Raw genomic sequence first — 23,775 nt, 5'->3', positions numbered from 1 at the left:
GTCTTGCGTTTCCGACTCTATCAGACTCTTTCGTGTCCGATTCCCGGTCGAAGCGGGGCCGCTTTCCAGTTCCACGCTTTCGCGTTTCCCTTTCCGGCGAGTCCGACTCTATCAGGCCTTTTCTTTTCCCTTGACCAACCACCTGCAGACATGCGGGTGCCGATCCGGGTTTAAAGTCGGGTCTTAGAAGTCGTCACCGACCCCCCGACGCGAAGTCGTGGTGGGGCCAGGCAGGGGTACGACAGTACAGGCCTCCGGGAGTCGAGGCAAATCGTTTCCGGTGCCCTTCTAAGGTCGCGAACCGTCAGGACTCGGGCGGAACCGGAACTTCCTATGACTTAGTCTGCTGAACAGCACGGCGTCGTCCGCAAGGCGTGACGGCGCCATTCGAGCTCCACCCCTGGGAGGTTCCCCATGATCACTGTGACGTCCCCTCTTGCCGGACGTGCCATCGGGCTCGCCGCGGTACCGGACCCGGTCTTCTCCGGCGCGATGGTGGGGCCCGGAACCGCCATTGATCCCGTACGTGAGCCGTCCGAGGCCGTGTCTCCCGTCGACGGCATCGTTGTCTCCCTGCACCCGCACGCGTTCGTCGTCGTGGACGCACACGGGCACGGCGTGCTCGTCCACCTCGGCATCGATACCGTTCAGCTCAATGGCGAGGGCTTCGAACTGCTCGTGAACAAGGGGGACACGGTCACCCGCGGTCAGGGCATCGTGCGGTGGGACCCCGCGGGCGTCGAGGCGCTCGGAAAGTCTCCCGTGTGCCCGATCGTCGCGCTGGAAGCCACCGCTGATTCCCTTTCCGACGTCCGCGAGGACGGCGACGTGAAGCTCGGTGACACATTGTTCGGCTGGCAGTGACGGGCTCGGCACAGTGACAGGCGACTGGATATCCACCGCGGGGGTACGGACCGCCGCACGACCGGAGACGGGTGACATGGAGACAACGCTGCGAGGCGTCGGCGTGAGCCACGGAGTGGCGATCGGCGAGGTGCGTCATATGGGTACGGCGGTGCTCGAACCGCCGGCCAAGCAGATCCCGGCCGAGGACGCGGAGCGTGAGCAGGGGCGCGCCCGCCAGGCGGTGGAGGCCGTGGCGGCCGACCTGATCGCACGAGGGAATCTCGCCGGTGGCGAGGCTCAACACGTGCTGGAGGCCCAGGCCATGATGGCGCAGGACCCCGAGCTGATGGCTGATGTCGAGCGGCGAATTGCCGTCGGCAGCACCGCCGAGCGCGGCGTGTACGACGCGTTCGCCTCCTACCGGGCGCTGCTGGCCAACGCCGGGGAGTACCTGGCGGGACGCGTCGCCGACCTCGACGACGTGCGCAACCGGATCGTGGCCCGGCTGCTCGGCGTGCCGATGCCCGGTGTGCCGGACAGCGACGAGCCCTACGTGCTCATCGCGCGGGACCTGGCGCCCGCCGATACGGCGCTGTTGGACCCGGCACTGGTGCTCGGCTTCGTGACCGAGGAGGGCGGGCCCACCAGCCACAGCGCGATCCTGGCGCGAGCGCTCGGGGTGCCTGCCGTGGTGGCGCTCCCCGGCGCCGGTGAGCTGGCCGAGGGCACGGTCATCGCGGTGGACGGCAGCACGGGTGAGATCTTCGTCGAGCCCAGCGCCGAGAAGCGGGCGGAGATGGAGAGCGCCGCTGCTGCCCGCAAGGCCGCGCTGTCCGCCTCGACCGGCCCGGGTGCGACTTCGGACGGTCACAAGGTCCCGCTGCTCGCCAACGTGGGCGGGCCGGGCGACGTGCCGGCGGCGGTCGAGGCCGGTGCGGAGGGCGTGGGGCTGTTCCGTACCGAATTCCTCTTCCTGGACGACAGCAAGCAGGCGCCGTCCGAGGAGAAGCAGGTCGCGGCCTACCGCGCGGTGCTCGAGGCATTCCCCGAGGGTCGTGTCGTGGTGCGGGTCCTGGACGCCGGCGCCGACAAGCCGCTGGACTTCCTGACCCCGGCGGACGAGCCGAACCCCGCGCTGGGTGTGCGCGGGCTGCGGAGCCTACTGGACCACCCCGATGTGCTGCGCACCCAGCTGACCGCGCTGGCGAAGGCGGCCGAGGGCCTGCCCGTCCACCTTGAGGTCATGGCCCCGATGGTGGCGGACCGTGCGGACGCGAAGGCCTTCGCCGACGCCTGTCGTGAGGCCGGGCTGGGGGCGAAGTTCGGTGCGATGGTGGAGATTCCGTCCGCCGCTCTGCGCGCACGTTCGATCCTCCGGGAGGTGGAGTTCCTCTCGCTGGGCACCAATGACCTGGCCCAGTACACCTTTGCCGCCGACCGTCAGGTGGGTGCGGTGTCCCGGCTGCAGGACCCGTGGCAGCCCGCGCTGCTCGACCTGGTGGCGCTGTCGGCGCAGGCGGCCAGGGCTGAGGGCAAGAGCTGTGGTGTCTGTGGTGAGGCCGCCTCCGATCCGCTGCTCGCCTGTGTTCTCACGGGGCTCGGTGTGACGTCGCTGTCGATGGGGGCGGCGTCCATTCCTTATGTCCGTGCCACGCTGGCGAAGTACACGCTCGCGCAGTGCGAGCGTGCCGCCTCCGCCGCGCGCGCGACGGACTCCGCCGAAGAGGCCCGGATGGCGGCTCAGGCGGTGCTGTCGGGCGAGTAGTCCCGTGGCGTCCGAGGTGGAGGGGGCTTCCTGCCGTTGTGGCGGGGAGCCCCCTCGGTCTGTCAGTGGTGCTGCTCCGGTTCGTCCGCGCCGAGGTCGAAGCCCGCGCAGTACTCCACCCGCGACTCCGGGGCGACCGGTTCGCCGCTGTCGGCGTCGGTGCAGTAGGCGCTGAACACCTCGCCGGCGGTGAGCGGCGTCAGACTGCCGCCGACCAGCCGCCAACCGTGCACCCGGTCGTCCGCGCCGGCCCTGCTCGTGCGGAGTACGACTCCCCCGGGCTTTTCGAGTGCGATGCCGACGGCGAGCACCGTGACGAACTCCGTTCCCTCCGCCGATTCGAGGCGGGCGGGCCCGGCGGTGTCGCGCTCGGTGTGCAGGACGGCGAGCAGGTGCTCGTTCTCGGTGGGGGTGCTGCAGACGAGGTGGTGGGTACCCGGTCCGGCCGTCTCCAGCATGCGCAGCAGGAGATGGGAGGCCCGGTCGAAGGCGGCGCGGCCGACGTCCTGGCCACAGTCTGCGCATTCTCCTAGTTCGGCCAGGACCATCGTGGCGTACTCCCAGGTGGCCTGACGGACGGCTCGGCTGACCAGAAGCGGGATCAGGCTGTCGATGGGCTGCCCGGTGTACGCGACGGTGGCACCGGCCGAGGCGATCTCGGCGGTGAAGCGGCTGCGGCTGGCGGGGGCGTCGGGAGCGATTCCTGACTCTCGGCAGAACTCCGCGTACTCCTCCGGGTCGAAGAGAGCGACCGTGGTGTGCATCCCCTGCGCGGCGAGGGTCTTGAGCAGGCCCTCGACCTGCCGCAGATAGACGGTGTGGTCGTCGAAGGTGAAGGTGCGATAACGCCGCATCGCCGCGAAGTCCTGCTCGTCGGCCAGGAGGCCGATGGTGCTGGGCGCTTCGCGGCGCAGCGTGCGTCGCATGGATGTGTCCGACCGGCGGGAACCGCTGGTCGTGATGTGCTTGATGTTCCTGGTCCGCGCCATGATTCCCCCAGTGCGCTGTCGATCATTGCTCACTCAGAGTAATCACGGACACTGACAATGCGGCCGGTCAGTGGCGCTTGCGGGCGAGGTCCTCGTAGAAGTGGAGGAGTTCGAGGTTGTCGACCGAGCCGGGATTGACCGCCTTGGCCAGCGCCGTGCCTTGGAGCAGCCGTTTGACCGGAACCTCGATGCGCTTGCCGGTGAGGGTGTGCGGGATGCCGGGGACCTCGATGACCTCGTCCGGCACATGGCGCGGGGAGAGGTTCTCGCGGATGGTCAGCTTGATGCTGTCGCGCAGGTGGTCGTCGAGTGCGGCGCCGTCGGCGAGGTGGACGAAAAGCGGCATCCAGTAGCCGCCGTCGGGCTCTTCGATGCCGATGACGAGGGATTCCCGGATTTCGGGGAGCCGCTCGACGGCTTCGTAGATGTCCGCGGAGCCCATCCGGACGCCCTGGCGGTTGAGGGTGGAGTCGGAGCGGCCGTGGATGACGACCGAGCCGTGCTCGGTGAGTGTGATCCAGTCTCCATGGCGCCAGACGCCGGGGTACATGTCGAAGTAGCTGTCGTGGTAGCGGCTGCCGTCGAGGTCGTTCCAGAAGCGGATCGGCATGGAGGGCATGGGGGCGGTGACGACGAGTTCGCCCACCTCGCCGATGAGTGGCTCGCCCGCGGGGTCCCAGGACCGGAGGTCCGTGCCGAGGCAGGGGGCTTGGAGTTCGCCGATGTGCACCGGAAGGGTGGGGACCGCGCCGGCGAAGCAGCTGCAGACGTCCGTCCCGCCGCTGACGGAGGCGATCCACAGGTCGTCGGCGACTTCGTCGTGGAGCCAGCGGAATCCGTCGGGCGGGAGCGGGGATCCGGTGGTGGCCACGCATTGGATGCGGGAGAGGTCGAAGTCGCGACCCGGGTGGACACCGGCCTTGCGGCAGGCCATGACATAGGCCGCGGATGTGCCGAAGAGGGTCGTTCCGGTCTGTTCGGCGACGCGCCACTGGGCGCTGACGTCCGGGTAGCCGGGGCTTCCGTCGTACAGGACGAGTGTGGTTCCGGTGAGCAGGCCCGAGACGAGGAAGTTCCACATCATCCAGCCGGTGGAGGTGTACCAGAAGAACCGGTCGTCGGGGCCGAGGTCGCAGTGCAGGCCCACCTGCTTGAAGTGTTCCAGCAGGATGCCGCCCTGGGACTGGACGATCGCCTTCGGGAGCCCGGTGGTCCCGGAGGAGTACAGCACCCACAGCGGATGGTCGAAGGGGACCTGTTCGAAGACGGGCTCGGTGTCCGCTGCAGTGAGGGCGGACCATTCGAGGGCGCCCTCCGGGGCCTCGGTACCCAGCAGCGGGATGTGGACGACGGCGCGCAGGGTGGGCAGTTCGCGGCGCAGCTCGGCGACCGTGTCGGTGCGGTCGTGTTCCTTGCCGCCGTAGCGGTAGCCGTCGACGGTGAAGAGGACGACGGGTTCGACCTGCTGGAAACGGTCGAGGACGCTGCGGGCGCCGAAGTCGGGGGCGCAGGAGGTCCAGACGCCGCCGACGGCCGCGGTCGCGAGGAAGGCGACGACGGCCTGGGGGATGTTGGGGAGGTACGCGCTGACGCGGTCGCCCGGTGTGACGCCGAGGGCGCGGAGTTCGGCGGCGAGCGATGCGACCCGGCGGCGGAGTTCGGACCACGAGACGGCGGCCTGGGCATGGGTCTCGTCGACGTGGAGCAGGGCGGGGGCGTCCGCGCGCAGGGGGTCTTCCGCGGTGCGCAGGGCGTGTTCGGCGTAGTTGAGGGTGGCGCCGGGGAACCATTGGGCGCCGGGCATGGTACGGCTGCCGAGGACGGATTCGTACGGGGTGGAGAAGCGTACGTCGAACCAGTCGGCGACGGCCTGCCAGAAGGTGTCGAGTTCGTCGACCGACCAGCGGTGCAGGGCAGGGTAGCCGCCGTCGGCCGGTGCTCCGTACCGCTCGGCCGCCCAGCTCTGGAAGCGGGTGACGGCCGCGGCCGCGATGCGGTCGGGGCCGGGCTGCCAGAGAGGGGCTTCGTTGGCTGCTGCGGTCATGGGGCGGCTCCCTGGCTGTACGGATACGCGGGATGGGCGTGGGTCCGCGCACACGTGCTGGGGTGTGCGCGTGAGGCGGCTTTTACGGACGATGCCATGTGATCGTCATTCGCACCAGGGTTCACCACCCATGGTCGCGTGTCCGGATATGTGGCCCGGCCACGGGTGAACGGAAGTTGAACAGAGCCCGCACCCGACCTGTCGGATGGCAGGGTGAGCCGCATGGACGGTCGTGACCTGGTGCGCTCGGTGAAGATGGTCGGTTCGGTGCAGGGGCTGCGCACGGTGCGTACCTCGTGGCGCCGCCGGAATGCGGATGCGCGGGCACTGCCGCGGCGCGGTGCGGAGCGGGCCAGAGTCCCGGGCCTGGTGGTGGGGGCGGAGCCGGGGCCGGGCGGGGGTGTGGTGCGGTTCGCGCGTTCGGAGTTGCGGGTCCGGGTGTCGGTGGGCGGTGCGGTGTTCTGGGGCTGGGACGGGGCGGAGCCGTTGCCGTCGTACGCACTGGCCGGTGCGGCGCCCGAGGTGGATCCGCGGGCCGAGCTGGAGCCGGACAAGGACGGTGGCTGGCAGGTGGTGTCCGAGCGGCTGACCGTCGCGGTGTCGCGACACGGGGCCGTGGAGCTGCGTACGCCTGGCGGGGTGGTGCTCCGGCGCGAGCTGCCGCCGCGCTGGTGGGAGCCGGTCGCGGGTGGAGTCGCGCGGTGGGTCCAGCGTTCCGAGGTGCCCGCGGACGCCCGGTTCTTCGGGCTCGGCGGACGGGCCTCCGGGCCTCGGCTGCGAGACGGTGTGTACGCGCTGTGGAACACCGATCCGGGCGGGCGCTTCGGTCCGGACGACGATCCGCTGTATCTGACGATGCCGGTGCAGTTGGTGGTCTCCGACGCGGGGACGCATCTGGTGTTCCACGACAACACCTGGTCGGGGAAGGTGAAGCTGCGGGAGGGTGAGGAGGGTGCGGGATCCGGCCATGACCGGCCGGGGATGTGTGAGGTGCGGATGGACGGGGGGCCGCTGCGCTGTTGGGTGATGGCCGGTACGCCGGCCCGGGTGCTGCAGAGCTGGACGGCGCTCACGGGTGCGCCCGCGCTGCCGCCGTCCTGGGCCTTGGGACCGCAGCATGCCCGTTGGGGGTTCGGGAGCGAGCGGGAGGTCCGGCGGATCGTCGCGGGGTACCGGGAGCGGGGGCTGCCGCTGTCCGCGCTGCATCTGGACATCGACCACTACGACGCGCATCGGGTCTTCACCGTCGACCGTGAGCGCTTTCCCGATCTGCCGGGGCTGGCCGAGGAGTTGCGTGAGGACGGGGTGCGGCTGGTGTCGATCGTCGATCCCGCGGTGAAGGCGGAGCCGGGGAACGCGGTGTTCGACACGGGTACGGCGGTCGGGAGCGGCGGGGCGTTCGTCCGGGACGCCCGGGGCCGGGTGGTGCGCGGGGAGGTGTGGCCGGGTGAGTGCGTGTATCCGGACTTCACCGATCCGCGGGTGCGGGAGTGGTGGGGCGGTCTGTACGAGGAGCGGCTCGCGCAGGGCTTCTCCGGGGTGTGGCACGACATGAACGAGCCGGTGTCGTTCGCGGCGTTCGGGGATCCCACGCTGCCGCGGTCGGCGCGGCATTGTCTGGAGGGGCGCGGGGGTGATCACCGCGAGGCGCACAACGTGTACGGTCTCGCGATGGCGCGGGCCGGGTACGAAGGGCTTCGCCGGCTGCGGCCGGAGGCACGCCCGTTTCTGTTCTCGCGTTCCGGTTGGGCGGGAATGCAGCGGTACGGGGGCACCTGGTCCGGTGATGTGGGGACCGGCTGGCCCGGCCTTCGGGCCTCGCTGGCGCTGGTGCTGGGGATGGGGCTGTGCGGGGTCCCGTATTCGGGGCCGGACATCGGCGGGTTCGACGGGTCGCCGTCGCCCGAGCTGTATCTGCGGTGGTTCCAGCTCGGTGCGTATCTGCCGCTGTTCCGTACCCATGCGGCGATCGACGCGGGGCGGCGGGAGCCGTGGGAATTCGGCCTGCGGGTGCTTGAGCACGCGCGGGCCGCGCTGGAGGAACGGGAGCGGCTTCGTCCCTATTTCGTGACGCTGGCACAGCTGTCCCGGCTGACCGGTGCCCCGTATGTGCGACCGCTCTGGTGGCGTGCCCCCGGGGAGCGGGCGTTGCGGGAGTGCGAGGACGCGTTCTTGCTGGGTGACGCGCTGCTCGTGGCGCCGGTGCTGGAGCGCGGCGTGGATCGGCGGGCGGTGCGGTTGCCGCGTGGGCGTTGGTACGACACGGCGACGGGCGAGGTGTACGAGGGGCCCGGTCAGGTGTTGCTCGATGCTCCGCTGTCACGGGTGCCGGTGCTGGCGCGGGCCGGTTCGGTGCTGCCGGTGCGAGGTGCGGACGGGGGTGTGGAGCTGGAGGTGTGGGCTCCGGCCGCGGGGCGCAGCGGGGGCGGTCTGGTGGTCCGGGACGCGGGTGACGGCTGGGAGCGGGCGGAGGTCGAGCGGTACACGTCGCGGCTGGTGGACGGGAAGGTTCTGGTGGAGCGGGAGGGCGGGGAGGGACCGGTGGACCGCCCGGTGCGCGTACGCGGACTGTAAGGGGTGGAGCGGGAAGGCGAGGGGGCGGGCCGGTCAGTGGTAGCCGCCCTCGAACCAGGTGCGGGCGGCCAGGGTGTGCAGCGGGAAGGCGAGTTCGGTGGGTCCGCGGAGCAGTCGGAAGCCGCTCGTCTCGTCGGTCGGCCCGGAGAGCGGGAGGGTGGCTGCGGGGCGTTCCGGAAGCAGGCCGAAGAGGAGCAGGTGGCCGTCCTGGGCGCTGAGGGCATCGGCGAGGCGGACGTCCTGTTCGTCGGCCTCGATGCCGGTCTCCTCACGGAGTTCACGTACGACGGCGTGCCTCCAGTCCTCGTCGTGGTCGATGAAACCGCCGGGGAGGGCGAGCCCGCCGCGGTGGGGCGGGATGGCGCGGATGACGGTGACGAGTCCGGTGCCGTCCCGGTCGGTGACGGGAAGCAGGGCCACGGCGACCGGCAACGGGTTGCGATAGGCCGTGTCGCCGCAGACGGCGCAGGTGCGGGGCCAGGCGGTGGGGGACGTCGAGGCGGCGTACGGCGCTCCGCAGCTGCCGCAGTGGGAGTCCTTGACCGGCTTCTCGGAGTTGCTCCTGGGGTTGGACACGCGCGGACTGTATCGGATCGCCTGCCGGGTGGCCCCGACTACTGGATTATGTGCTCATGACAGGTATTGCTTCCGCTCTCCGTGCCCTGGCCGCCGCTGCCGGCGCCCTGCTCGCCGTCACCGCCACCGCCCCCGCCGCGCAGGCGGACCCCGAGCCGAAGGCGCCCGGGGAATTCGTCGCACTGCGTTCCGTGGATCCGACGATCATCCAGGAGATGCGCTACCCCACCGCGCACAACTTCATGGGCGTACCGGTGGACGGCTACCGCCAACCGCTCTGCATCCTGACCCGGCCCGCGGCCCGGGCCCTGCACCACGCCCAGACCGGCCTGCTGCGCCGGGGCTACTCGCTGAAGGTGTACGACTGCTACCGGCCGCAGCGGGCGGTCGACCACTTCGTACGGTGGGCGAAGGACCTCGACGACGAGACGATGAAGGGCGAGTTCTATCCCCGGGTCGACAAGACGCGACTGTTCGCGGACGGTTACATCGCGGAGAAGTCCGGGCACAGCCGTGGCAGTACGGTGGACCTGACGTTGGTGAAGCTGCCCGCCGCACCGACGGGGCCGTACCTGCCAGGGGGGAAGCAGGTGCCCTGTTACGCGCCTAAGGCCGACCGCTTCCCGGACAATTCCGTGGACATGGGCACGAGTTTCGACTGCTTCGACACGCTTTCCCACACCGATGACCCACGTGTCCAGGGGGCCCAGCGCGCCAATCGGCAGTTCCTGAAGAAGACGCTCACCGACGCCGGCTTCGTCAATCTGGCCGAGGAATGGTGGCACTACACCTTCAAGCCCGAGCTGTTCCCCGACACGTATTTCGACTTCCCCGTGGCCCGGAGGTCCGTCGCGGGGCACTGACGCGAGCAGGAGAACGGGTGGCCTCGGCAGGTTCCGGCCACCCGTTCCGCCTCTCGGACACGGATCGAGCGTTTCCGCTTGCCACGTGAGCCATTACGGTGCCCGTATGTCACAGCAGACGTTCGACTCATATGAAGAGTTCTGGCCCTACTACGTCGCGATGCACTCCAGGGCCGCGACCCGCTGGGTCCATCTGACCGGCACTCTCACCGGACTCGCGATCACCGCCTACGGTCTGGCGCGGGGACGCCGGAGGTACGTGGCCGCTCTGCCGTTGATCGGGTACGGGACCGCCTGGCCCGCCCACTTCCTGATCGAGAAGAACAATCCGGCCACCTTCGGCCATCCCGCGTGGTCACTGCGTGGCGACGTGCAGATGATCCGGATGATGCTGGCGGGCCGCGACCGGGAGCTGGCGGAGATCGCGGCCAAATGGCTTGCCGACAAGCGCTGACCGAAGGCGCGTTCTGACGTTCTGCCAGGGGTGTGCGCGGCCTGCTCGTCGGTCTCTTCGCTCGTCAGGACGCCTTCTGGCCCGGTGCGCGGGCGGACGGACGGCCGAGGTGCCGCTCTTGCGGTGTGACACGCTCCGGTCGTACGTACACGGACGGCCACGTCGGCCGTCCGGCCGCCCTGTCCCTCCGGCCCCGACGTGCTCGCGTGCCGGACCGTCCGGCCGCTGCCCCGGGCGATGCCTGCTGCCGGCTGTCTTGACGGGCCGTGACCCGAGGTGAAAAATCCATGCCCGGTCAGGCAACGACGCGCGGCCCGCACCCCGGTCGGCGGGGGTGCGGGCCGCGTTGACCGCGTTGTGGCCGAACGGGCGTCTCCCAGTGCTGTGGCCGGAAAGGTTTGCCGGGAAGCTCGCGGCGTCCGGTGCGGTGCGTCGCAAGGCGGAGGACCGCCCTCGTGCCGGACGCACTCGGGCGATGCGACAACGCGGCGAGGCGCCGTGCCGGGCGTCGCGGGCCGGTGCACCTTACTAGGTCGTCGCGGGCTCGCGAGGATGCTCCACGCGGGCCACCGCGTGCTCGACGACCGTCACCAGTACGTCCCGTGCGGAGGAACGGTCGCGTGCGTCGCACATGACCACCGGTACCTCCGGATCCAGGTCCAGTGCCGCCTGTACCGTCTCGACGGGGAACGTGCCGGCCCCCTCGAAGCAGTTGACGGCGACGGTGAAGGGAATCGCGCGGCGCTCGAAGTAGTCGACCGCCGCGAAGCAGTCCTCCAGTCGCCTGGTGTCGGCGAGCACGACCGCCCCCAGCGCGCCCTGGGCCAGTTCGTCCCACAGGAACCAGAACCGGTCCTGCCCCGGAGTGCCGAAGAGGTAGAGCACCAGATCCTCGCGGAGCGTGATCCGGCCGAAGTCCATGGCGACGGTGGTCGTGGTCTTCGCCTCCACACCCGCCAGGTCGTCCACCGGGCGGCCCGCCTCGCTGAGTCTCTCCTCCGTGCGCAGCGGCCTGATCTCGCTGACCGCGCCGACCAGAGTCGTCTTGCCCACTCCGAAGCCGCCCGCCACCAGGATTTTCAGGGTAACGGGCTCCACGGGCCGCCTGTTGCGGCTAGAGCGCCCGAAGGCCATTGATCACCTCGCGAAGAATGTTCACGTCCGGCAGTTCGGCCGGCGGAACGGGACGGGTTACGTGCACCAGCTCGTCCTCGACGAGATCGCCGACCAGCACCCGGACCACTCCGACGGGGAGGTCCAGGCCGGCCGCGAGCTCGGCTATCGACTGGGGCATGTCACTGCAGAGTTCGACGATCTCCACGTGTTCCGGGGAGAGCGTCTGGTCCCGGCCGGGGTCGTCGGCCGCGGGTTCGGGGACGACGAGCGCGATCAGGTCGAGCCGATGGCGGGAGGCGCTGCTGGTACGGCCCCGGGTCATCGCGTACGGACGGACCACCGGCCCCGCGTCGGCGTCGTACCAGCGCGAGGCCTGCGGGTCCGTGGACATGGCCGGTGATCTGAAGGAGTCAGCGCTCATGCCGTCCACTCACCCCCCGGCGGACTGACCGGTCGTCCGGGGTGCGTTGGCCAGGTGGGCACCGACGCGCTTCACCATCAGCGTCATCTCGTAGGCCACCAGGCCGACGTCGGAGTCGGCGTCGGCCAGCACGGCGAGACAGCTGCCGTCACCCGCCGCCGTGACGAAGAGGAACGCCTCGTCCAGCTCCACGACGGTCTGGCGGACCCGGCCCGCGTCGAAATGGCGCCCCACGCCCTTGGCGAGGCTGTGGAATCCCGAGGCGACGGCCGCCAGATGCTCGCTGTCCTCGCGGGTCAGGTCCTTGGACGTGCCGGTGGCGAGGCCGTCGCTGGAGAGCACCAGCGCCTTGTGGATGCTGGCGACGCGCTCGACGAGCTCGTCGAGGAGCCAGTTGAGCTGGCCTGAGCCCCGGCGTGCGACGTTGGGTGCTGCGGCGTTCGGTGCGGTCATCGACCGTCCCCTCCCGGAGTGGTTCCTTGTGCTGTGTCACCGGGACCGGTCACGTCCTCGGCGTTCTGCCGGCGGCCGCGCTGCCAGCCGCGCTGGAGCGAAGCCATGCGACTGCGTACCTCGTCCGCGTCCCGTTCGAAGTCCTGAGCCGATTCCGTTCGGGCCTGATCCGCGTCACGGCCGCCGGTGACTTCGCGAAGCTGCGGGGCGAGGCTGGCCTGCCGGATGCGCCGGGGCAGCCCGCCCACGGTCTCACGGACCGGGCTCGGGGCCGCCGGGGGCGCGGGCTCGGCGGGTGAGTCGGGCTCTGCGGGTGTGCCGGGCTCGGCCGGCGGAACGGACCGCGGCGGTGTGCCCGGCTCGATGGGTTGCCGGAAGTCGGTGGGCTGCCGGGGTTCTGTGGGGTGTCGCGGCTCGGTGGGCCTGCCGGTGCCGGCGGCGGGCCGCCAGGGACCGGCGGCCACGGGCCTGACCCCGGTGTCGGCACCGGGGCCGTCGGCGTCGGCCGGACCGGGGGCGGGATCGCGCTCGGCGGTCGTCGGGTGGGAGCGGCCCGCCTCGTCGACCCGACGGCCGTTCTCCGTGACCAGCGTCGGAGGTTTACGGCGAGGCAGCGGCACCGGAGCAACGGACCGCTTCGCCCGCGCACCGGCCGCCGGCTCCCTCACCTGGTCGGAGGCCTGCTGGTGCTGCTCACGGTCGCCGTCGCGCCGCAGATCGCGGGCGCGGAAGATTCCGCCGCGTTCGCTGTCGGAGTCGTCGAGATCGGAAGCGCCACCCAGCAGGGGGTCCAGACCCGCGTCGAGCAGCGGATCGAGTACGGGGTCGCTCTCGAAGCCCAGTGCTCCGACGGGCCCTTCGAGCTCGACCGGCCCGTCCAGGAGGGCCGGGTCGACGAGGCCGGTGGGGACGGGCGCGAGGCCGGAGGGCCTGCCGGTGGCCCGGCGGTCCGGCACCCCGTCCCTGCGGTCCTTGTCGCTTCCCGGTCCCTGACCGGCTGTCCGTGTACCCCCGCCGATCGCCTTCTCCGACCGGCGGTCGAGCCGGAATCCGGTGCCATGCGTCTCCGGGGCGTCGGTGAGCAGCGCCGCAGGAATGAAGACGACGGCGGTCGTGCCACCGTACGGAGACTTCTGCAGCGAGACACGGACGTTCTGCCGCTGGGCGAGGCGGCTGACCACGAAGAGGCCCAGCCGGTCGGTGTCGGAGAGTTCGAACTCGGGGGTCTCTGCGAGCCTCAGGTTGGCGTCGAGGAGGATGTCGGGAGGCATGCCGAGACCACGGTCGTGGATCTCCAGCGTGAAGCCGTTGGCGACGCGCTCACCGTGCACCTGGACCGCGGTGTGCGGGGGCGAGAAGACGGTGGCGTTCTCCAGGAGTTCGGCGATCAGATGGGTGAGGTCGGCGACGGCGGGACCGCCCACTCCGATGCGCGGCAGTCGACGGACCTCGATCCGCTCGTAGTCCTCGACCTCGGCGACCGCCGCCCGTACCACGTCCATCAGCTGGATCGGCTTGCGCCACTGACGGGAGGGTGCGGCACCGGAGAGGATCACCAGGCCCTCGGCGTGGCGCCGCATACGGGTGGTCAGGTGGTCGAGGCGGAAGAGGTCGGCGAGTTCGTCCGTGTCCTCGGTGCGGCGCTCCATCGTGTCCAGGAGCGTCAGCTGCCGGTGCAGGAGCACCTGGTTGCGGCGGGCGAGGTTGACGAAGACCTCGGACACCCCGCGCCGCATGTCCGCCTGCTTCACCGCCGCTTCGACAGCGGCTCGTTGCAGGGTGTTGAGGGCCTGGCCGACCTGGCCGATCTCGTCCCGTTCGTAGTGCAGGTGCGGTGCTTCGGTCTCGACGTCCACCTGCTCGCCCGCGGCGAGCCTGCGCATCACGCTCGGCAGCCGTATCCCGGAGACCTCATGGGCGTCCTTGCGGAGCCGGGAGAGGTCGCGGATGAGCTCCCGGCCGATGCGCACGGAGACGAACAGCGAGGCGAGCAGGGCGAGGAAGCCGAGGACGCCCGCGATCCCGGCCTTGATCAGAACGCTGTAGCCGGCCGGTTTTCCGCGGTCCTGGAAGCGGTTGTTCAGTTCGGTGGAGTCGTTGGCCAGCCGCTCCAGGACCGGCGGTGCCACTTCCTGCCAGCGCTCGGCGTCGACCGCACGCGGTTCATCGGTGGGACCGGCGGCGATGAGCCGGCTCTCCGCGGTCCTCAGCGCTTCGCTGTCCGGGCTCGCCCAGTACTGCTCGACTCGTTGGCGCTCCGACGCGGGCAGCATCTCGCCGTTGATCTCGTAGAGCAGCCTGCGATTGGCGACGAGGTCGGAGATCTGGCGCAGTTCGGAAGCGGTCAGCCGTCCGGCGATGAGTGATGACGCGACCAGGGCGTCCTCTCGGGAGAGCATTTCGCGGGCTCGTGAGATGCCGACCAGCGCGCGGACCTGCTTGTCCATCGATACGTTCTCCATCGTGCGGAGACCGGTCAGAAAGCGGTAGCAGGGATCTATGAGCCGGTCGTAGAACTCCATTGCCTTCAGACGGTCGATGGTGCGTCTGTCGACCGAATCGCGGAGCGCGCCCAGGCCCTCGACCGTGCCGAGGACCGAGTTCAGCTGCGTTTCGTCCTCGGGTCTCAGCGCGTCACGAATGTCCTGCTGCCGCGCGCTGTCCCGGACGTCCGCCACCACACGGTCGGTGGTCGCGCGCCGACGCTGCAGAAGGGGGAGGGCGTTGGAGGCCCGGGGATCGGCGAGGAAGACAAGAGTCTGACGGCGCTCGTCCTGAATGGCACGGACGGTGTCCTCCAGAGGATGACCGACCTTCTCCACGACGGTGCTGGCACTCATCAGGTGGCCGGCCTCGCGCCCCGTCAGGAAGGTGGCGAAACCCCAGAGTCCGGTGAGGGAGACGAGCGGCACCAGGAGCAGCGCCACGATCTTCCTGCGGATGGACTTCCCGCGAAAGCGCATGGCCTCCCCCAGCCCGACCCCACGGGGCGGGGGTCGTGTTCCGTCAACAAACGGCGCGAGCCTACTACCGACAGAGAGACAACCCGAAGAGATGTCCGGACGATTTTCAGCCGCACTCCACGGCGTCGATCATGAGTTGTCCCGGTATTCCGGGCAAGGAAATTCGCGAAAGCGGCAGAAGAGACCTGTCAGAGCTTCGCGTTGCCCGGCAGGGCAGTTGGCTGGAATTATTCGCTTGATGATGGATCGGGGGAATCTTCACAGCGGTTCACTCGTCTCTCTGTACGGGGCAGGGAGAACACGGGGAGTGCCCGGGGGCAGGATGGTCCGATCCGCCCGCGTAGAAACGACCCATGCCGGGCAGCAACCCTGAAGTAGGACAGCGGTGGGGAGTTGAGGTTCCTTGGATACGGAAAAGCGTCTGAGCCCGGTGCCGTGGGCACCGGCCTCGGCGGTGACCGGCGGGGCGAAGATCCCGCGCCAGCGCCGGCAGCTCTGGGTGGAGGAGCCCGCGACGCGGCGGCGGATGCCGGACCCGGTCCGTACCGCCGCCGTGCGTGCCGTACTCATCATGTCGCTGACGATCACCCAGGCCATGGTGGCGTTCCTCTGCACGCTGACGGGGTCCTGGCTGGCCTTTCCGATGGTGCTGAGCAGCGTGGGCAGCACGGTGGTAGCGACCTGGTCGGTGCTGGACGTCTGGATCACCCGGCAGGTCTGGAACCAGCGCAACGGTGTGGTGTCCATGCCGAGCAGCTCGGCGCGGCAGCTGCGCCGTGAGCGCCGCAGAGCCCGCCGGGCGGCGCGGACCGCGCAGCGTGAGGAAGCCCGGATACGCCGCCGGGGCGCCGGCAGCCTCTCGCGGGCCTGAGGGCATCGGACCTGCCCGACGGACAGGGCGGCCGAGGCTCGGAGGACTCCGGGCCCTGTCCGGCCGAGAGGTCCGCGCCCTGGCGGGGTGTTCATCGGGGGACGGGCGCCGCGCGGCGTTCCTGTTCTTCGCCCCTGCCCACCGTACTCACCCGTCGTGCTCGTTCCCCGCGCCTGCCTCATGGTGCTGACCCGTTGCGCTCGCTTCGCGCCTGCTCGTCGTGCTCACTCGACGGACGGGCCCGGGGAGGGGATCCGGGCGCTCCCGGGCGGTGTCGTCGTGCGCTTGAACATGCGGGTGGCAGTGATCTCGCCGTGCACCGTCCCGCCGTTCGGATCCTGCTGCGGCAGCCCGGGACGCAGGTGCTCCTCGACGCTGATGTATTTCAGCCCGGCCCGCAGATCCGCGTCGTTGCGCAACCGGATGACCAGCGGGAATTCGGCGAGTGCGGTGGTGTCGAAGAGTCCGGTCGTGTAGAGCAGCTGCACACCGAGGGCGTCCGACACCGCGCGCTGGAGCTCCAGCAGATAGGTGGCGTTGGCACGGCCGATGGGATTGTCCAGGAACAGCGTGCCCGCGTGCCGGTGCTGGTGCCGGTCACGGCCCCGGTCGTTGCTGCGCAGCGCGGCCATCGTGCAGTACAGGGCGATGGCGGCGGTGAGCAGCTGACCGCCGGAGAAGACATCGCCCATCTGCCCGACCGGGACGCGTTCGGCACGGAGCACCGCGTCCGGCTTGAGGATCTCCACGGCGATGCCCTTGGGTTCCAGTGCCGCCTGCACACCGCGCAGCAGGAGGGACATGCCGTCCCTGCGCAGATCGGAGTTCTTCCTGAGGGCGGCGCGGGTGGCCTCGTCGATGACCTCGCCGAGCCGTTCGGTGAGCGTCGCCTGGTCGGGTTCCTCGAAGCGGATCCGGAGGAACTCCTGCCCGGACCACTCCCCCAGTCCTTCGGGGAGCTGGGAGAGCCGCTGGGCGGAGCGGAGCGTGGTGAGCGCGGACTCCACGAGGCCGCGGAGCCGGTCGACGATGGAGTCGCGATTGCGCTCCAACTGGGCCAGCTCGTCCGTGAGGACGCGCAGCCGGGGTGCGAAGGCCACCGCCCACTTCTCGGCGTGCTCGGGCAGCGCCGCGGCTGGCAGCTCGCGGATCTGCTGACGGGCCGGCGTGCGGACCTGTTCGTAGCGGGTGGAGTTGGCGTGCCGTACGAGGACGTCGCTCGCTTCCCGTACGGCGCTCTCGGCCGCGGACAGGTCGGCCGCGCAGCCGCGCAGTGAACGGCGGGCCTCGGCGGCCGACTGGCGGGCCTCGTCGAGACTGCCCGGGTAGGGCTCGGGGGCCTCGGTGTCGTCGTCGGCGCCGTGGTCCCTAAGGAGGTCGCGCAGAAGTGCCGCGGTCTCGTCGAAGCCGCCTGCCGAGTCCTCGGCCGTGCGGTGGGCGTGCAGCAGCTCGGCGTGGGCGGCGCGGGCGGTGTCCAGGGTCGCGGTGGCGGAGGCCAGTTCGGCCGTGGCGGTGCGCAGGAGGTTCTGGGCCTGGTCGGCGTCGACCGGGACCAGTTCGTCGGGGAGCTCGGTGTGGTGGGTCTCGCCGTCGACCGGGGCCAGGCGCTCGGCCTCGCCGCGCAGTCGGCCCAACTGCTCGCTCGCGGTGGAGGCCCTGGTCTCCAGGAGCTGGACCAGGGACTCGGCGCGGGCGGCGGCCGCCTGCCGGGACGGGCCGTCGGCGCCGTCCGTGCCTTCGAGGAGCTGGGCGGCCCGGGTGCGGACCTTGTTGGTGAGCCGGTCCAGTTCGGCGAGGGCGGCGCTCTCGTCGCTCTCCGCGCGGGCCTGTTCGGCGCGCAGGTCGGCGCCCACGCCCACTTTCTCGTACAGCTGGGACGCGGCCCGGTACGCCTCCCGCAGTGCCGGAAGGGCGGGGCGCGGGGTGTCACCCACGGGCTCCGGCAGGTGCTCCGGCGCGCCCGCGATCTCGGCGCGTTCGGCGCGCAGCGCGCGGGCGGTGCGACGGGCGTCGTCGGCGGCGCGCTGGGCGGCCCTGCGGTCCTCGTCGGCGGCACGGGCCCGCTCCAGGCAGACCGTGGCAAGGGCCTCGGACTCGGCCGCCTCGTCGACCAGTTCACGCAGCTTCGCCTGCCAGCCCGCGCGTTCGCGGAGCCGGAAGGCGAGGCCCGCGAGGGCGTCGGCGGCACGGCGGGCGCGCTGGGCGGCCTCCTGGCGTTCCTCCCGGACACGGGCGGTGTCCGCGGCGGCCTCGTCCGCCTCGGCGCGCACGGTACGGGCTTCGGCGAGGGAGGATTCTGCCGTCTCGGCGGCCGTACGGGCGGTGCCTGCGGCCTCGGCGAGCTCGGCCAGCATGCCGGGCGGGCAGTCGGCACGCCAGGAGCCGATACGGGCGGCGAGGGAGCGGTCGGCGGCCAGGCGGGCCGCCAGGATCCGGATGTCCTCGTCTCGGGCGGCGGCCCTGCTCCTGAGGGCCTGCCGCTCCTCGTCGGCCGCGTGTTCGTCGTGCATCGCCGGGTTCGGCGGGACGAGAAACACCCCCTCGGTGCTCCCGGCCGACCCCGCTCCGGTGGCCGGGACGGGGGCGAGCAGGGCGGCGGCGGTGCCCACGGCGACGGCGGAGCGCGGCAGCAGGGCGGCGCCGCTCAGGACATCGCGGGCGCGGGCGTGCGAGTCGGGGTCGGTGATCACCACGCCGTCGACGAGTTCGGGGCGGGCGGCGAGTACGGACGCGTGGTCGGCGGGGTCGACGGCCTGGGCGAGGTATCGCCAGCCGGGCAGGGCCGGGATCCCGTGCTCGCCGAGGTACTCGACCGTGGCGAGGACATCGGGGCCGGGCGGCAGCAGTCCGCCGTCGCCGAGTGCGCCGAGGATGCGGGAGTCGTCGGCGGCCGCGGTGCGCAGTTCGAAGAGGCGGCGCTCGGCCGACGCGATGCCCTGGTCCAGGAGCTCCCGCAGTTCATCGGCGCTGCGGTCGAATTCCTGGGCGGTGAGCGGCCGTTGGTGGGCGTCGGGCTGTTCGGCCGTGCTGGTGTGCGTGCCGTGGGCGGGCTGCCCTGCCCGTCCCGCCTGCTCCGTCGCCCCGGTGGCGGCGGACCGTCGGTCGGTGCCGGTCGGGTCGGTGTCCGTTCCTCGGCCGTCCGCGCCGTGCGGGGTGTCGGGGTCCGCCTCCGTGCCGGCCGCTGCGCTGCGGGGCCGGGGGACGCCGGTTGCCTGCGCGGAGGGCAGGCCGAGCAGGTCGGCCAGGCGGTGGTCGGATGCGAGGGACTCGGCGGCGCCGAGCTCGGCCTCGTACGACTGTTCCGCGGCCTGTGCGGCGTCGGCGGCACGGGCCGCGGCGAGTTCGGCGCGGCTCTCGGCGGCGGCGGCTTCCCTGGCCACATCGGCCGCCGCGCGGGCGGCCTCCCTGGCGGTGTCCCACACGGCGACGGCGGACTGCTCGGCGTCGCTCGCTGCGAGGGCGGCGCGCGCCGGGTCGGCGTCCGGCGCGGTGTCGTCGAGCCAGCCGGCCCGCACCGCCTGCGCCGTCTCCTGCTCGACCTCGGCGAGGCGCTGGCGCAGATGTCCCGCCTCGCTCCGGGCGCGCTGGGCCTCGGTGGCGGCGGTGGTCGCGTCGCGGTGGGCGGTCTCACCCACCGCCTGGAGAGTGCTGGAGCGCTCCTCCTCCTCGTTGGCCAGGTGCTCACCGGCCTCCGCCGCGGTGTGCAGGGCCCGTACGAGATCGGCGGCGGCCTCGGCTCGGGCGGCGAGCGCGGGCGCGGCGTCCCGCTCGGCCTCGCGGATGGCGACGGCGACCCGTGCGGATCGGTCGGCGGCGGCGCGGTGGCGCAGCACGGCCTCGGCGGCCTGCCAGGCGGAGTGCAGCGTGCGGGCGTCGCCCAGCTCGCGACGCTGGGCGGCCGCGCCCTTCTCCGCCGCGGTCAGGGCCAGGGAGGCATGCCGGTAGGCCAGTTCGGCGGCGATCAGTGCGCTGCGGCTGCGGGCCTCCTCGGCCGTGGTGACGGTGTGCGCGGCGCCCGTCACCTGCTGGGCCAGCTCGGCGGTCCGGCCGCGCTCCTGGCCCGCGCGGGCGGAAAGCCTGCGGGCGAGCGTACGGGTGCGGCGTTCGGCCCCCGCGTGGATGTCCCTGGCACGGGAACGAGTGGCGGTGGCCTCCACGATCCGGCCGAGCAGATCGGCCGAGCCCGCGGTGAAGTCGCGCTCCGCGGTCAGCTCCGCCCGGCGGCCCAGCTTGTTGCCGAAGCCGCTCACCAGGTCGGCGAGGCCGTCCGTGTCACGGGTGTCGGTGACGGCGCGGAGCAGCAGGTCGGTGAAGTCGGAGTCCTTCTTGACCGCGAAGAGGCCGGCCGCCTCACCCTCGTCGGCGTTCATCTCGCGCTGGTAGCGGAAGAGTTCGGGGTCGAGTCCGAGGTCGCCGAGGTGCTCGTTCCAGCGGTCGTGGATCTCCTCCCAGTGGACATCGAGGTGCTGGTAGAACTTGCCGGCCTCGGTCAGGGCGTCGCGGAAGCCCTTCATCGTGCGCCGTCGGCCCTGCGCGCCGGAGGCCCCTTCGACCGGGCGGTGCACGGAGGTGGCCTCGGCGACCGGCAGGGAGTCCAGGCTGAGTCCGGGTCCGGGGCGGAAGGAGTACCAGGCCTCGGCGAACTTCCTGGGGTCGTTGGAGACCTGGCGTCCACGCCACTCGCTGACCTTGCCGACGACCACGCATGCGCCGGTGAGGGTGTGCTGCCATTCCAGGGCGACATGCCCGCAGTCGTCGGCGAGCAGGAACTTGCGCAGCACGCCGGAGCTGGCGCCGCCCAGGGTGTTGCGGTGGCCGGGCAGCATCACCGAGAAGATCAGCTTCAGCAGCACCGACTTCCCGCCGCCGTTCTCCAGGAAGAGCACCCCGGCGGGGGCGGGGCGGCGCGGTGGGCCGACCGGCTCCTCCTCGAAGAACTCCGCCTGGGCCGGGGCGGGGTTGGGCACGGGCTCGCCCACTCCGCGCAGGTCGAGCACGGTGTCGGCATAGCGCGCGCCGGCAGGCCCGATGGAGTAGAGGCGGACCCGGGACAGCTCGTACATGGCGGCGGACTCTCGTCGTTCAGGGAGCGGGAGGGAAACGGCGGTGGGGGGCGGACCGGTCAGGCGTGGAAGGGCAGACCTGCGTCGGCGGCCAGCTCCAGGTCGTCGGTGTCGGGCGGTGGCAGCAGCGTCGCCGTCCCGTCGGTGACCGGTACGACTCCGAGCTCCAGCAGCTCGGCCATGGCGGCGCCACCGGCCATGTCGCGGACCTGGAGCTGGTAGCGGGCGGTGGTGCGGAAGGCGCCTCCGGCGTCGTCCCCCGTGCGCTGGAGGAAGCCCGAATCGGTGAGGAATGCGACGGCCTTGCCGACGATGCCGGTGGTGGAACCGGCAAGCCTTCGGGCGTCCTTCGTGGCTCCGGTGGCGCTGCGCCGGGCGTAGACGCGCCAGGCCGCCTCCAGTCCTGGGGCGTCGGTGGCCGGGTCGGTGTTGTCGCCGTGCTCCTCGGCGCGCTCCTCCAGCCGATGGCACGCCTGGCGTACGAACGAGTCGACACCGTTGACGGTGATCCGGCCGATGTACGCGTCGTCGGCGAGGTCCTCGGGACGGGGGAAGGCCATCGCGGCGACGGCGAGATGTGCGAGCCCGTGCAGGAACCGGTCGGCGGAGTCGGACGACGCGCGACGGGCGTAGTCGCCCATCCGGACGGCGAAGACCGAGTCCTCACCGGCGGTGACGGCCATCCCGGCGCGGGTGGACACCTCCAGCACGACCAGGCCGAGTCCGGTCGCCACGGCGTCGGCGAGCCGGGCGAAAGCGGGCTCCTCCCGGTAGCGGCGGAGCAGTTCGGCGTATTCGGCGTCGCGTGCGGGCAGCAGTTTGGGCTGGAGTCCGAAGGCGACGAGCCGGGCGGCGTCGGCCGTGTCGGCCGGGGTGACGGCTGCGGTGGCGGCGGGCCCGGCCGGGTCCGCGGAGGCCGTGCTCTCGGTCGCGTACGCGGCGGTCGGCTCGCTCCACGCGTCGGCGTACTGTGCGCGGTGGTCGCTCACGACTGTCGCTCCTTGCTGCGGAAACTCTTCGGTACGGGGTGGACGGGGTGGACGGCGCCGGCTCTCGCCGCGTACGTCCCGAGCGGCGCGGCTCCGGCCGGTCCACCGGCGGGGCGACGACGCCCCCGGACGGGGTGCGCCGGTCGGATCGACGACTCGTGCGCCTCCCACCGCGCGCCCCTCATGACGCCTCCGAGCGGTCCGCGGCCATTCCGGCCGCGTCCAGCAGGGCCGTACCCACTATCAGATCCGCGCCGCCGAACTCCGGGTCGTCGAGCTGCGTCCCGTCGTCGACGGAGAACAACAGACGCTGCTCGCCCTGCCGGTAGGCGGTGCCGACCGGAGGACTCGCGGCGTGCACCGCGAGCAGGGCGACCAGATACGGCAGTTCGGGATCTCGGCGCCGGGCCTCGGCGAGGAGTCCGGAGAGCCGACGCGGGGCGTCGTGCTCCAGATCCAGGAGTTCCATCGCGCTCGCGAGCTGCTCCTCGCTGAACCTGCTGTCGTCCGGCGTGGCGATCAGATCGGGTTCGGGCATCTCGGCGCCCAGGTGCGCGCGTTCCAGGGGTGGCGTGAGCAGCATGTCGACGAGATCGCCCACCCGTACCGAGGTGGGCGTGCGCAGTCCGGTGCCGTGGGCGAAGAAGGCGTCCGTGACGCGGATGGCGTGTTCGACGGGGAGCGGGAGCAGCGGGCCGACCAGCTGACCGTACAGATCGAGGCCGGTGCGGGCCGCGGCGGTGGCGAACGCCTGCCGGTCCTGCTCGGCGCGGAAGAGCGGTCCGGCTTCCAGCAGACGGGACTGCAGCTGGGTGTGGCGGCGGATGCAGTCCTTGACGATATCGACGAGCTCGGCGGCGCGCCGTTTGTGTTCGGGCTCCTCGGCCTCGTCGCGCGCCTTGCGGATGTTGGTGAGGATCGCGTTCTCGTGGCGGTAGCGGTCGGCGACGTGGTCGAGTGCTTCGGCGATCATGTCGGGGACGGCGTTGAGCCAGTCGACGGCCCGGACGTTGCGCCGGGTGGCCTCCAGCGTCTTGCGCAGGGTCTCCGCGTACTGCACGGTGCGGTAGCGGGCCTGCTCGGCGGCGAGCTGCGCGTCCGCGAGGCGGCCCCGGCTGATGAGGACCTCCAGCTTCACCTCGGCGGCGATCTGGGCGCTGGTGACGTCCGTATCGAGGGCTCCGACCAGGACGTTGACCGCTTCGTCGGTGGCCCGGAGATAGACGGTGCCGCCGTATCCCGGGACTTCCACGATCAGCTTGAAGTCGTAATCGCGGCGGACATACACCCCATCAGGGCCGAAAGTGCCGTACACCGCACGGAATCCGCGGTCGACGCTGCCGACATTGATCAGGTTCTCCAGCACCCAGCGGGCGACCCGCTCGTGCTCGGCGGCCGGGCGGTCCGGGGCCTGGGCGGCGACACGGGGAAGGACCCTGGTCACTATCTGGTCGTGGTCGGCGCCCGTGTCGAAGTCCATGTTGAGGGTGACGAGGTCGATGACGGCGAGCGCGACCTCGGCCATCGTGTAGACCGTGTACTCACCGGCCAGATTCGCCTTGCGCACATCGAGGTCGTGCAGCGGCGCCGTGCAGGCGAGCGCGCGCAGCCGCCGCGAGAGCCCCTCGTCGGCGGCCGGGCCCGGGGCGGGCCGCGGCCCCGCGCTGAGCTGGGGCGCAGCGTTGTCCGTGTAGGCAGGCGAAGTCACGCTGCACAGATTAGGTCCTCAGACTGACAACGGTCGAAACGGCGCAGAAGCGACCCCTTGCCGGGGGCCCGTGGGCGGCG

The 23,775-nt window shown here is 71.6% G+C and carries 16 protein-coding genes; 6 read left to right on the top strand and 10 right to left on the bottom strand.

The window, feature by feature from the left end; all coding sequences use genetic code 11:
• Positions 1–414 precede the first annotated feature (414 nt).
• Positions 415–864: a PTS sugar transporter subunit IIA gene (locus ACZ68L_RS36910; protein WP_469586401.1), complete on the top strand. Its 450-nt coding sequence runs from the start codon at positions 415–417 to the stop codon at positions 862–864.
• A gap of 76 nt (positions 865–940) precedes the next feature.
• The gene (ptsP, locus tag ACZ68L_RS36905; RefSeq protein ID WP_469586397.1) at positions 941–2,611 is read left to right on the top strand and encodes a phosphoenolpyruvate--protein phosphotransferase; all 1,671 of its coding nucleotides are present in this window, start codon (positions 941–943) and stop codon (positions 2,609–2,611) included.
• Positions 2,612–2,673: 62 nt separating this feature from the next.
• On the opposite strand, the gene ACZ68L_RS36900 is transcribed toward ptsP, so the two are convergent.
• Together ACZ68L_RS36900 and ACZ68L_RS36895 are read right to left on the bottom strand one after the other, a co-directional pair.
• Entirely contained in the window at positions 2,674–3,600 is a 927-nt protein-coding gene (locus ACZ68L_RS36900) for a hypothetical protein (RefSeq protein WP_469586394.1), read from the bottom strand.
• Between the two features lie 67 nt (positions 3,601–3,667).
• Positions 3,668–5,644: an acetoacetate--CoA ligase gene (locus ACZ68L_RS36895; RefSeq protein WP_469586391.1), complete on the bottom strand. Its 1,977-nt coding sequence runs from the start codon at positions 5,642–5,644 to the stop codon at positions 3,668–3,670.
• Between the two features lie 222 nt (positions 5,645–5,866).
• Here ACZ68L_RS36895 and ACZ68L_RS36890 point away from each other — a divergent pair, with 222 nt between their 5' ends.
• Entirely contained in the window at positions 5,867–8,218 is a 2,352-nt protein-coding gene (locus tag ACZ68L_RS36890; RefSeq protein ID WP_469586386.1) for a glycoside hydrolase family 31 protein, read from the top strand.
• A 33-nt stretch (positions 8,219–8,251) separates the two neighbouring features.
• Here the strand turns inward: ACZ68L_RS36890 and ACZ68L_RS36885 are convergent, their stop codons facing one another.
• On the bottom strand, positions 8,252–8,794 hold the full coding sequence (locus tag ACZ68L_RS36885; protein ID WP_469586384.1) for an NUDIX domain-containing protein: 543 nt from the start codon (positions 8,792–8,794) through the stop codon (positions 8,252–8,254).
• A gap of 56 nt (positions 8,795–8,850) precedes the next feature.
• Here ACZ68L_RS36885 and ACZ68L_RS36880 point away from each other — a divergent pair, with 56 nt between their 5' ends.
• Positions 8,851–9,657: a M15 family metallopeptidase gene (locus tag ACZ68L_RS36880; protein WP_469586381.1), complete on the top strand. Its 807-nt coding sequence runs from the start codon at positions 8,851–8,853 to the stop codon at positions 9,655–9,657.
• 106 nt (positions 9,658–9,763) lie between these two features.
• Complete coding sequence (locus tag ACZ68L_RS36875) at positions 9,764–10,111, top strand: Mpo1-like protein (RefSeq protein ID WP_469586379.1); 348 nt, start codon at positions 9,764–9,766, stop codon at positions 10,109–10,111.
• A gap of 528 nt (positions 10,112–10,639) precedes the next feature.
• On the opposite strand, the gene ACZ68L_RS36870 is transcribed toward ACZ68L_RS36875, so the two are convergent.
• The 4 genes from ACZ68L_RS36870 to ACZ68L_RS36855 are packed head-to-tail and all read right to left on the bottom strand — an operon-like array spanning position 10,640 to position 15,064.
• Positions 10,640–11,245 carry a GTP-binding protein gene (locus tag ACZ68L_RS36870; protein ID WP_469586376.1) on the bottom strand — a complete coding sequence of 202 codons (606 nt, stop codon included), beginning with the start codon at positions 11,243–11,245 and terminating at the stop codon, positions 10,640–10,642.
• Positions 11,226–11,648, bottom strand: a complete 423-nt coding sequence (locus ACZ68L_RS36865) for a DUF742 domain-containing protein (RefSeq protein ID WP_469586374.1) — start codon at positions 11,646–11,648, stop codon at positions 11,226–11,228. Before ACZ68L_RS36865 ends, ACZ68L_RS36870 begins: the two co-directional genes overlap by 20 nt.
• Positions 11,649–11,657: 9 nt before the next feature.
• Complete coding sequence (locus ACZ68L_RS36860; protein ID WP_469586371.1) at positions 11,658–12,101, bottom strand: roadblock/LC7 domain-containing protein; 444 nt, start codon at positions 12,099–12,101, stop codon at positions 11,658–11,660.
• Positions 12,098–15,064: a sensor histidine kinase gene (locus ACZ68L_RS36855; RefSeq protein ID WP_469586367.1), complete on the bottom strand. Its 2,967-nt coding sequence runs from the start codon at positions 15,062–15,064 to the stop codon at positions 12,098–12,100. The genes ACZ68L_RS36860 and ACZ68L_RS36855 overlap by 4 nt, the downstream gene beginning before the upstream one ends.
• A gap of 430 nt (positions 15,065–15,494) precedes the next feature.
• Between ACZ68L_RS36855 and ACZ68L_RS36850 the strand changes: the two genes are divergently transcribed.
• Positions 15,495–15,935: a hypothetical protein gene (locus ACZ68L_RS36850; protein WP_469586404.1), complete on the top strand. Its 441-nt coding sequence runs from the start codon at positions 15,495–15,497 to the stop codon at positions 15,933–15,935.
• 224 nt (positions 15,936–16,159) lie between these two features.
• Here ACZ68L_RS36850 and ACZ68L_RS36845 read toward each other — a convergent pair whose 3' ends face one another.
• The 3 genes from ACZ68L_RS36845 to ACZ68L_RS36835 form a co-directional block, all read right to left on the bottom strand.
• Positions 16,160–20,998, bottom strand: coding sequence for a coiled-coil domain-containing protein (locus tag ACZ68L_RS36845; protein ID WP_469586365.1), 4,839 nt, complete (start codon positions 20,996–20,998; stop codon positions 16,160–16,162).
• A 59-nt stretch (positions 20,999–21,057) separates the two neighbouring features.
• Positions 21,058–21,987, bottom strand: coding sequence for a hypothetical protein (locus ACZ68L_RS36840; protein WP_469586363.1), 930 nt, complete (start codon positions 21,985–21,987; stop codon positions 21,058–21,060).
• 181 nt (positions 21,988–22,168) lie between these two features.
• Positions 22,169–23,695 carry a hypothetical protein gene (locus tag ACZ68L_RS36835; protein WP_469586360.1) on the bottom strand — a complete coding sequence of 509 codons (1,527 nt, stop codon included), beginning with the start codon at positions 23,693–23,695 and terminating at the stop codon, positions 22,169–22,171.
• Positions 23,696–23,775 lie beyond the last annotated feature (80 nt).

The sequence above is a fragment of the Streptomyces sp. NPDC104309 genome (assembly GCF_055584025.1).
This window is presented reverse-complemented; position numbering and strand designations above follow the sequence as displayed.

Coding starts and splice junctions, on each gene's coding strand:
- ACZ68L_RS36845 (WP_469586365.1), bottom strand. CDS start 20,998: ATGTACGAGCTGTCCCGGGTCCGCCTCTACTCCATCGGGCCTGCCGGC.
- ACZ68L_RS36875 (WP_469586379.1), top strand. CDS start 9,764: ATGTCACAGCAGACGTTCGACTCATATGAAGAGTTCTGGCCCTACTAC.
- ACZ68L_RS36870 (WP_469586376.1), bottom strand. CDS start 11,245: ATGGCCTTCGGGCGCTCTAGCCGCAACAGGCGGCCCGTGGAGCCCGTT.
- ACZ68L_RS36890 (WP_469586386.1), top strand. CDS start 5,867: ATGGACGGTCGTGACCTGGTGCGCTCGGTGAAGATGGTCGGTTCGGTG.
- ACZ68L_RS36865 (WP_469586374.1), bottom strand. CDS start 11,648: ATGAGCGCTGACTCCTTCAGATCACCGGCCATGTCCACGGACCCGCAG.
- ACZ68L_RS36895 (WP_469586391.1), bottom strand. CDS start 5,644: ATGACCGCAGCAGCCAACGAAGCCCCTCTCTGGCAGCCCGGCCCCGAC.
- ACZ68L_RS36855 (WP_469586367.1), bottom strand. CDS start 15,064: ATGCGCTTTCGCGGGAAGTCCATCCGCAGGAAGATCGTGGCGCTGCTC.
- ACZ68L_RS36900 (WP_469586394.1), bottom strand. CDS start 3,600: ATGGCGCGGACCAGGAACATCAAGCACATCACGACCAGCGGTTCCCGC.
- ptsP (WP_469586397.1), top strand. CDS start 941: ATGGAGACAACGCTGCGAGGCGTCGGCGTGAGCCACGGAGTGGCGATC.
- ACZ68L_RS36910 (WP_469586401.1), top strand. CDS start 415: ATGATCACTGTGACGTCCCCTCTTGCCGGACGTGCCATCGGGCTCGCC.
- ACZ68L_RS36880 (WP_469586381.1), top strand. CDS start 8,851: ATGACAGGTATTGCTTCCGCTCTCCGTGCCCTGGCCGCCGCTGCCGGC.
- ACZ68L_RS36860 (WP_469586371.1), bottom strand. CDS start 12,101: ATGACCGCACCGAACGCCGCAGCACCCAACGTCGCACGCCGGGGCTCA.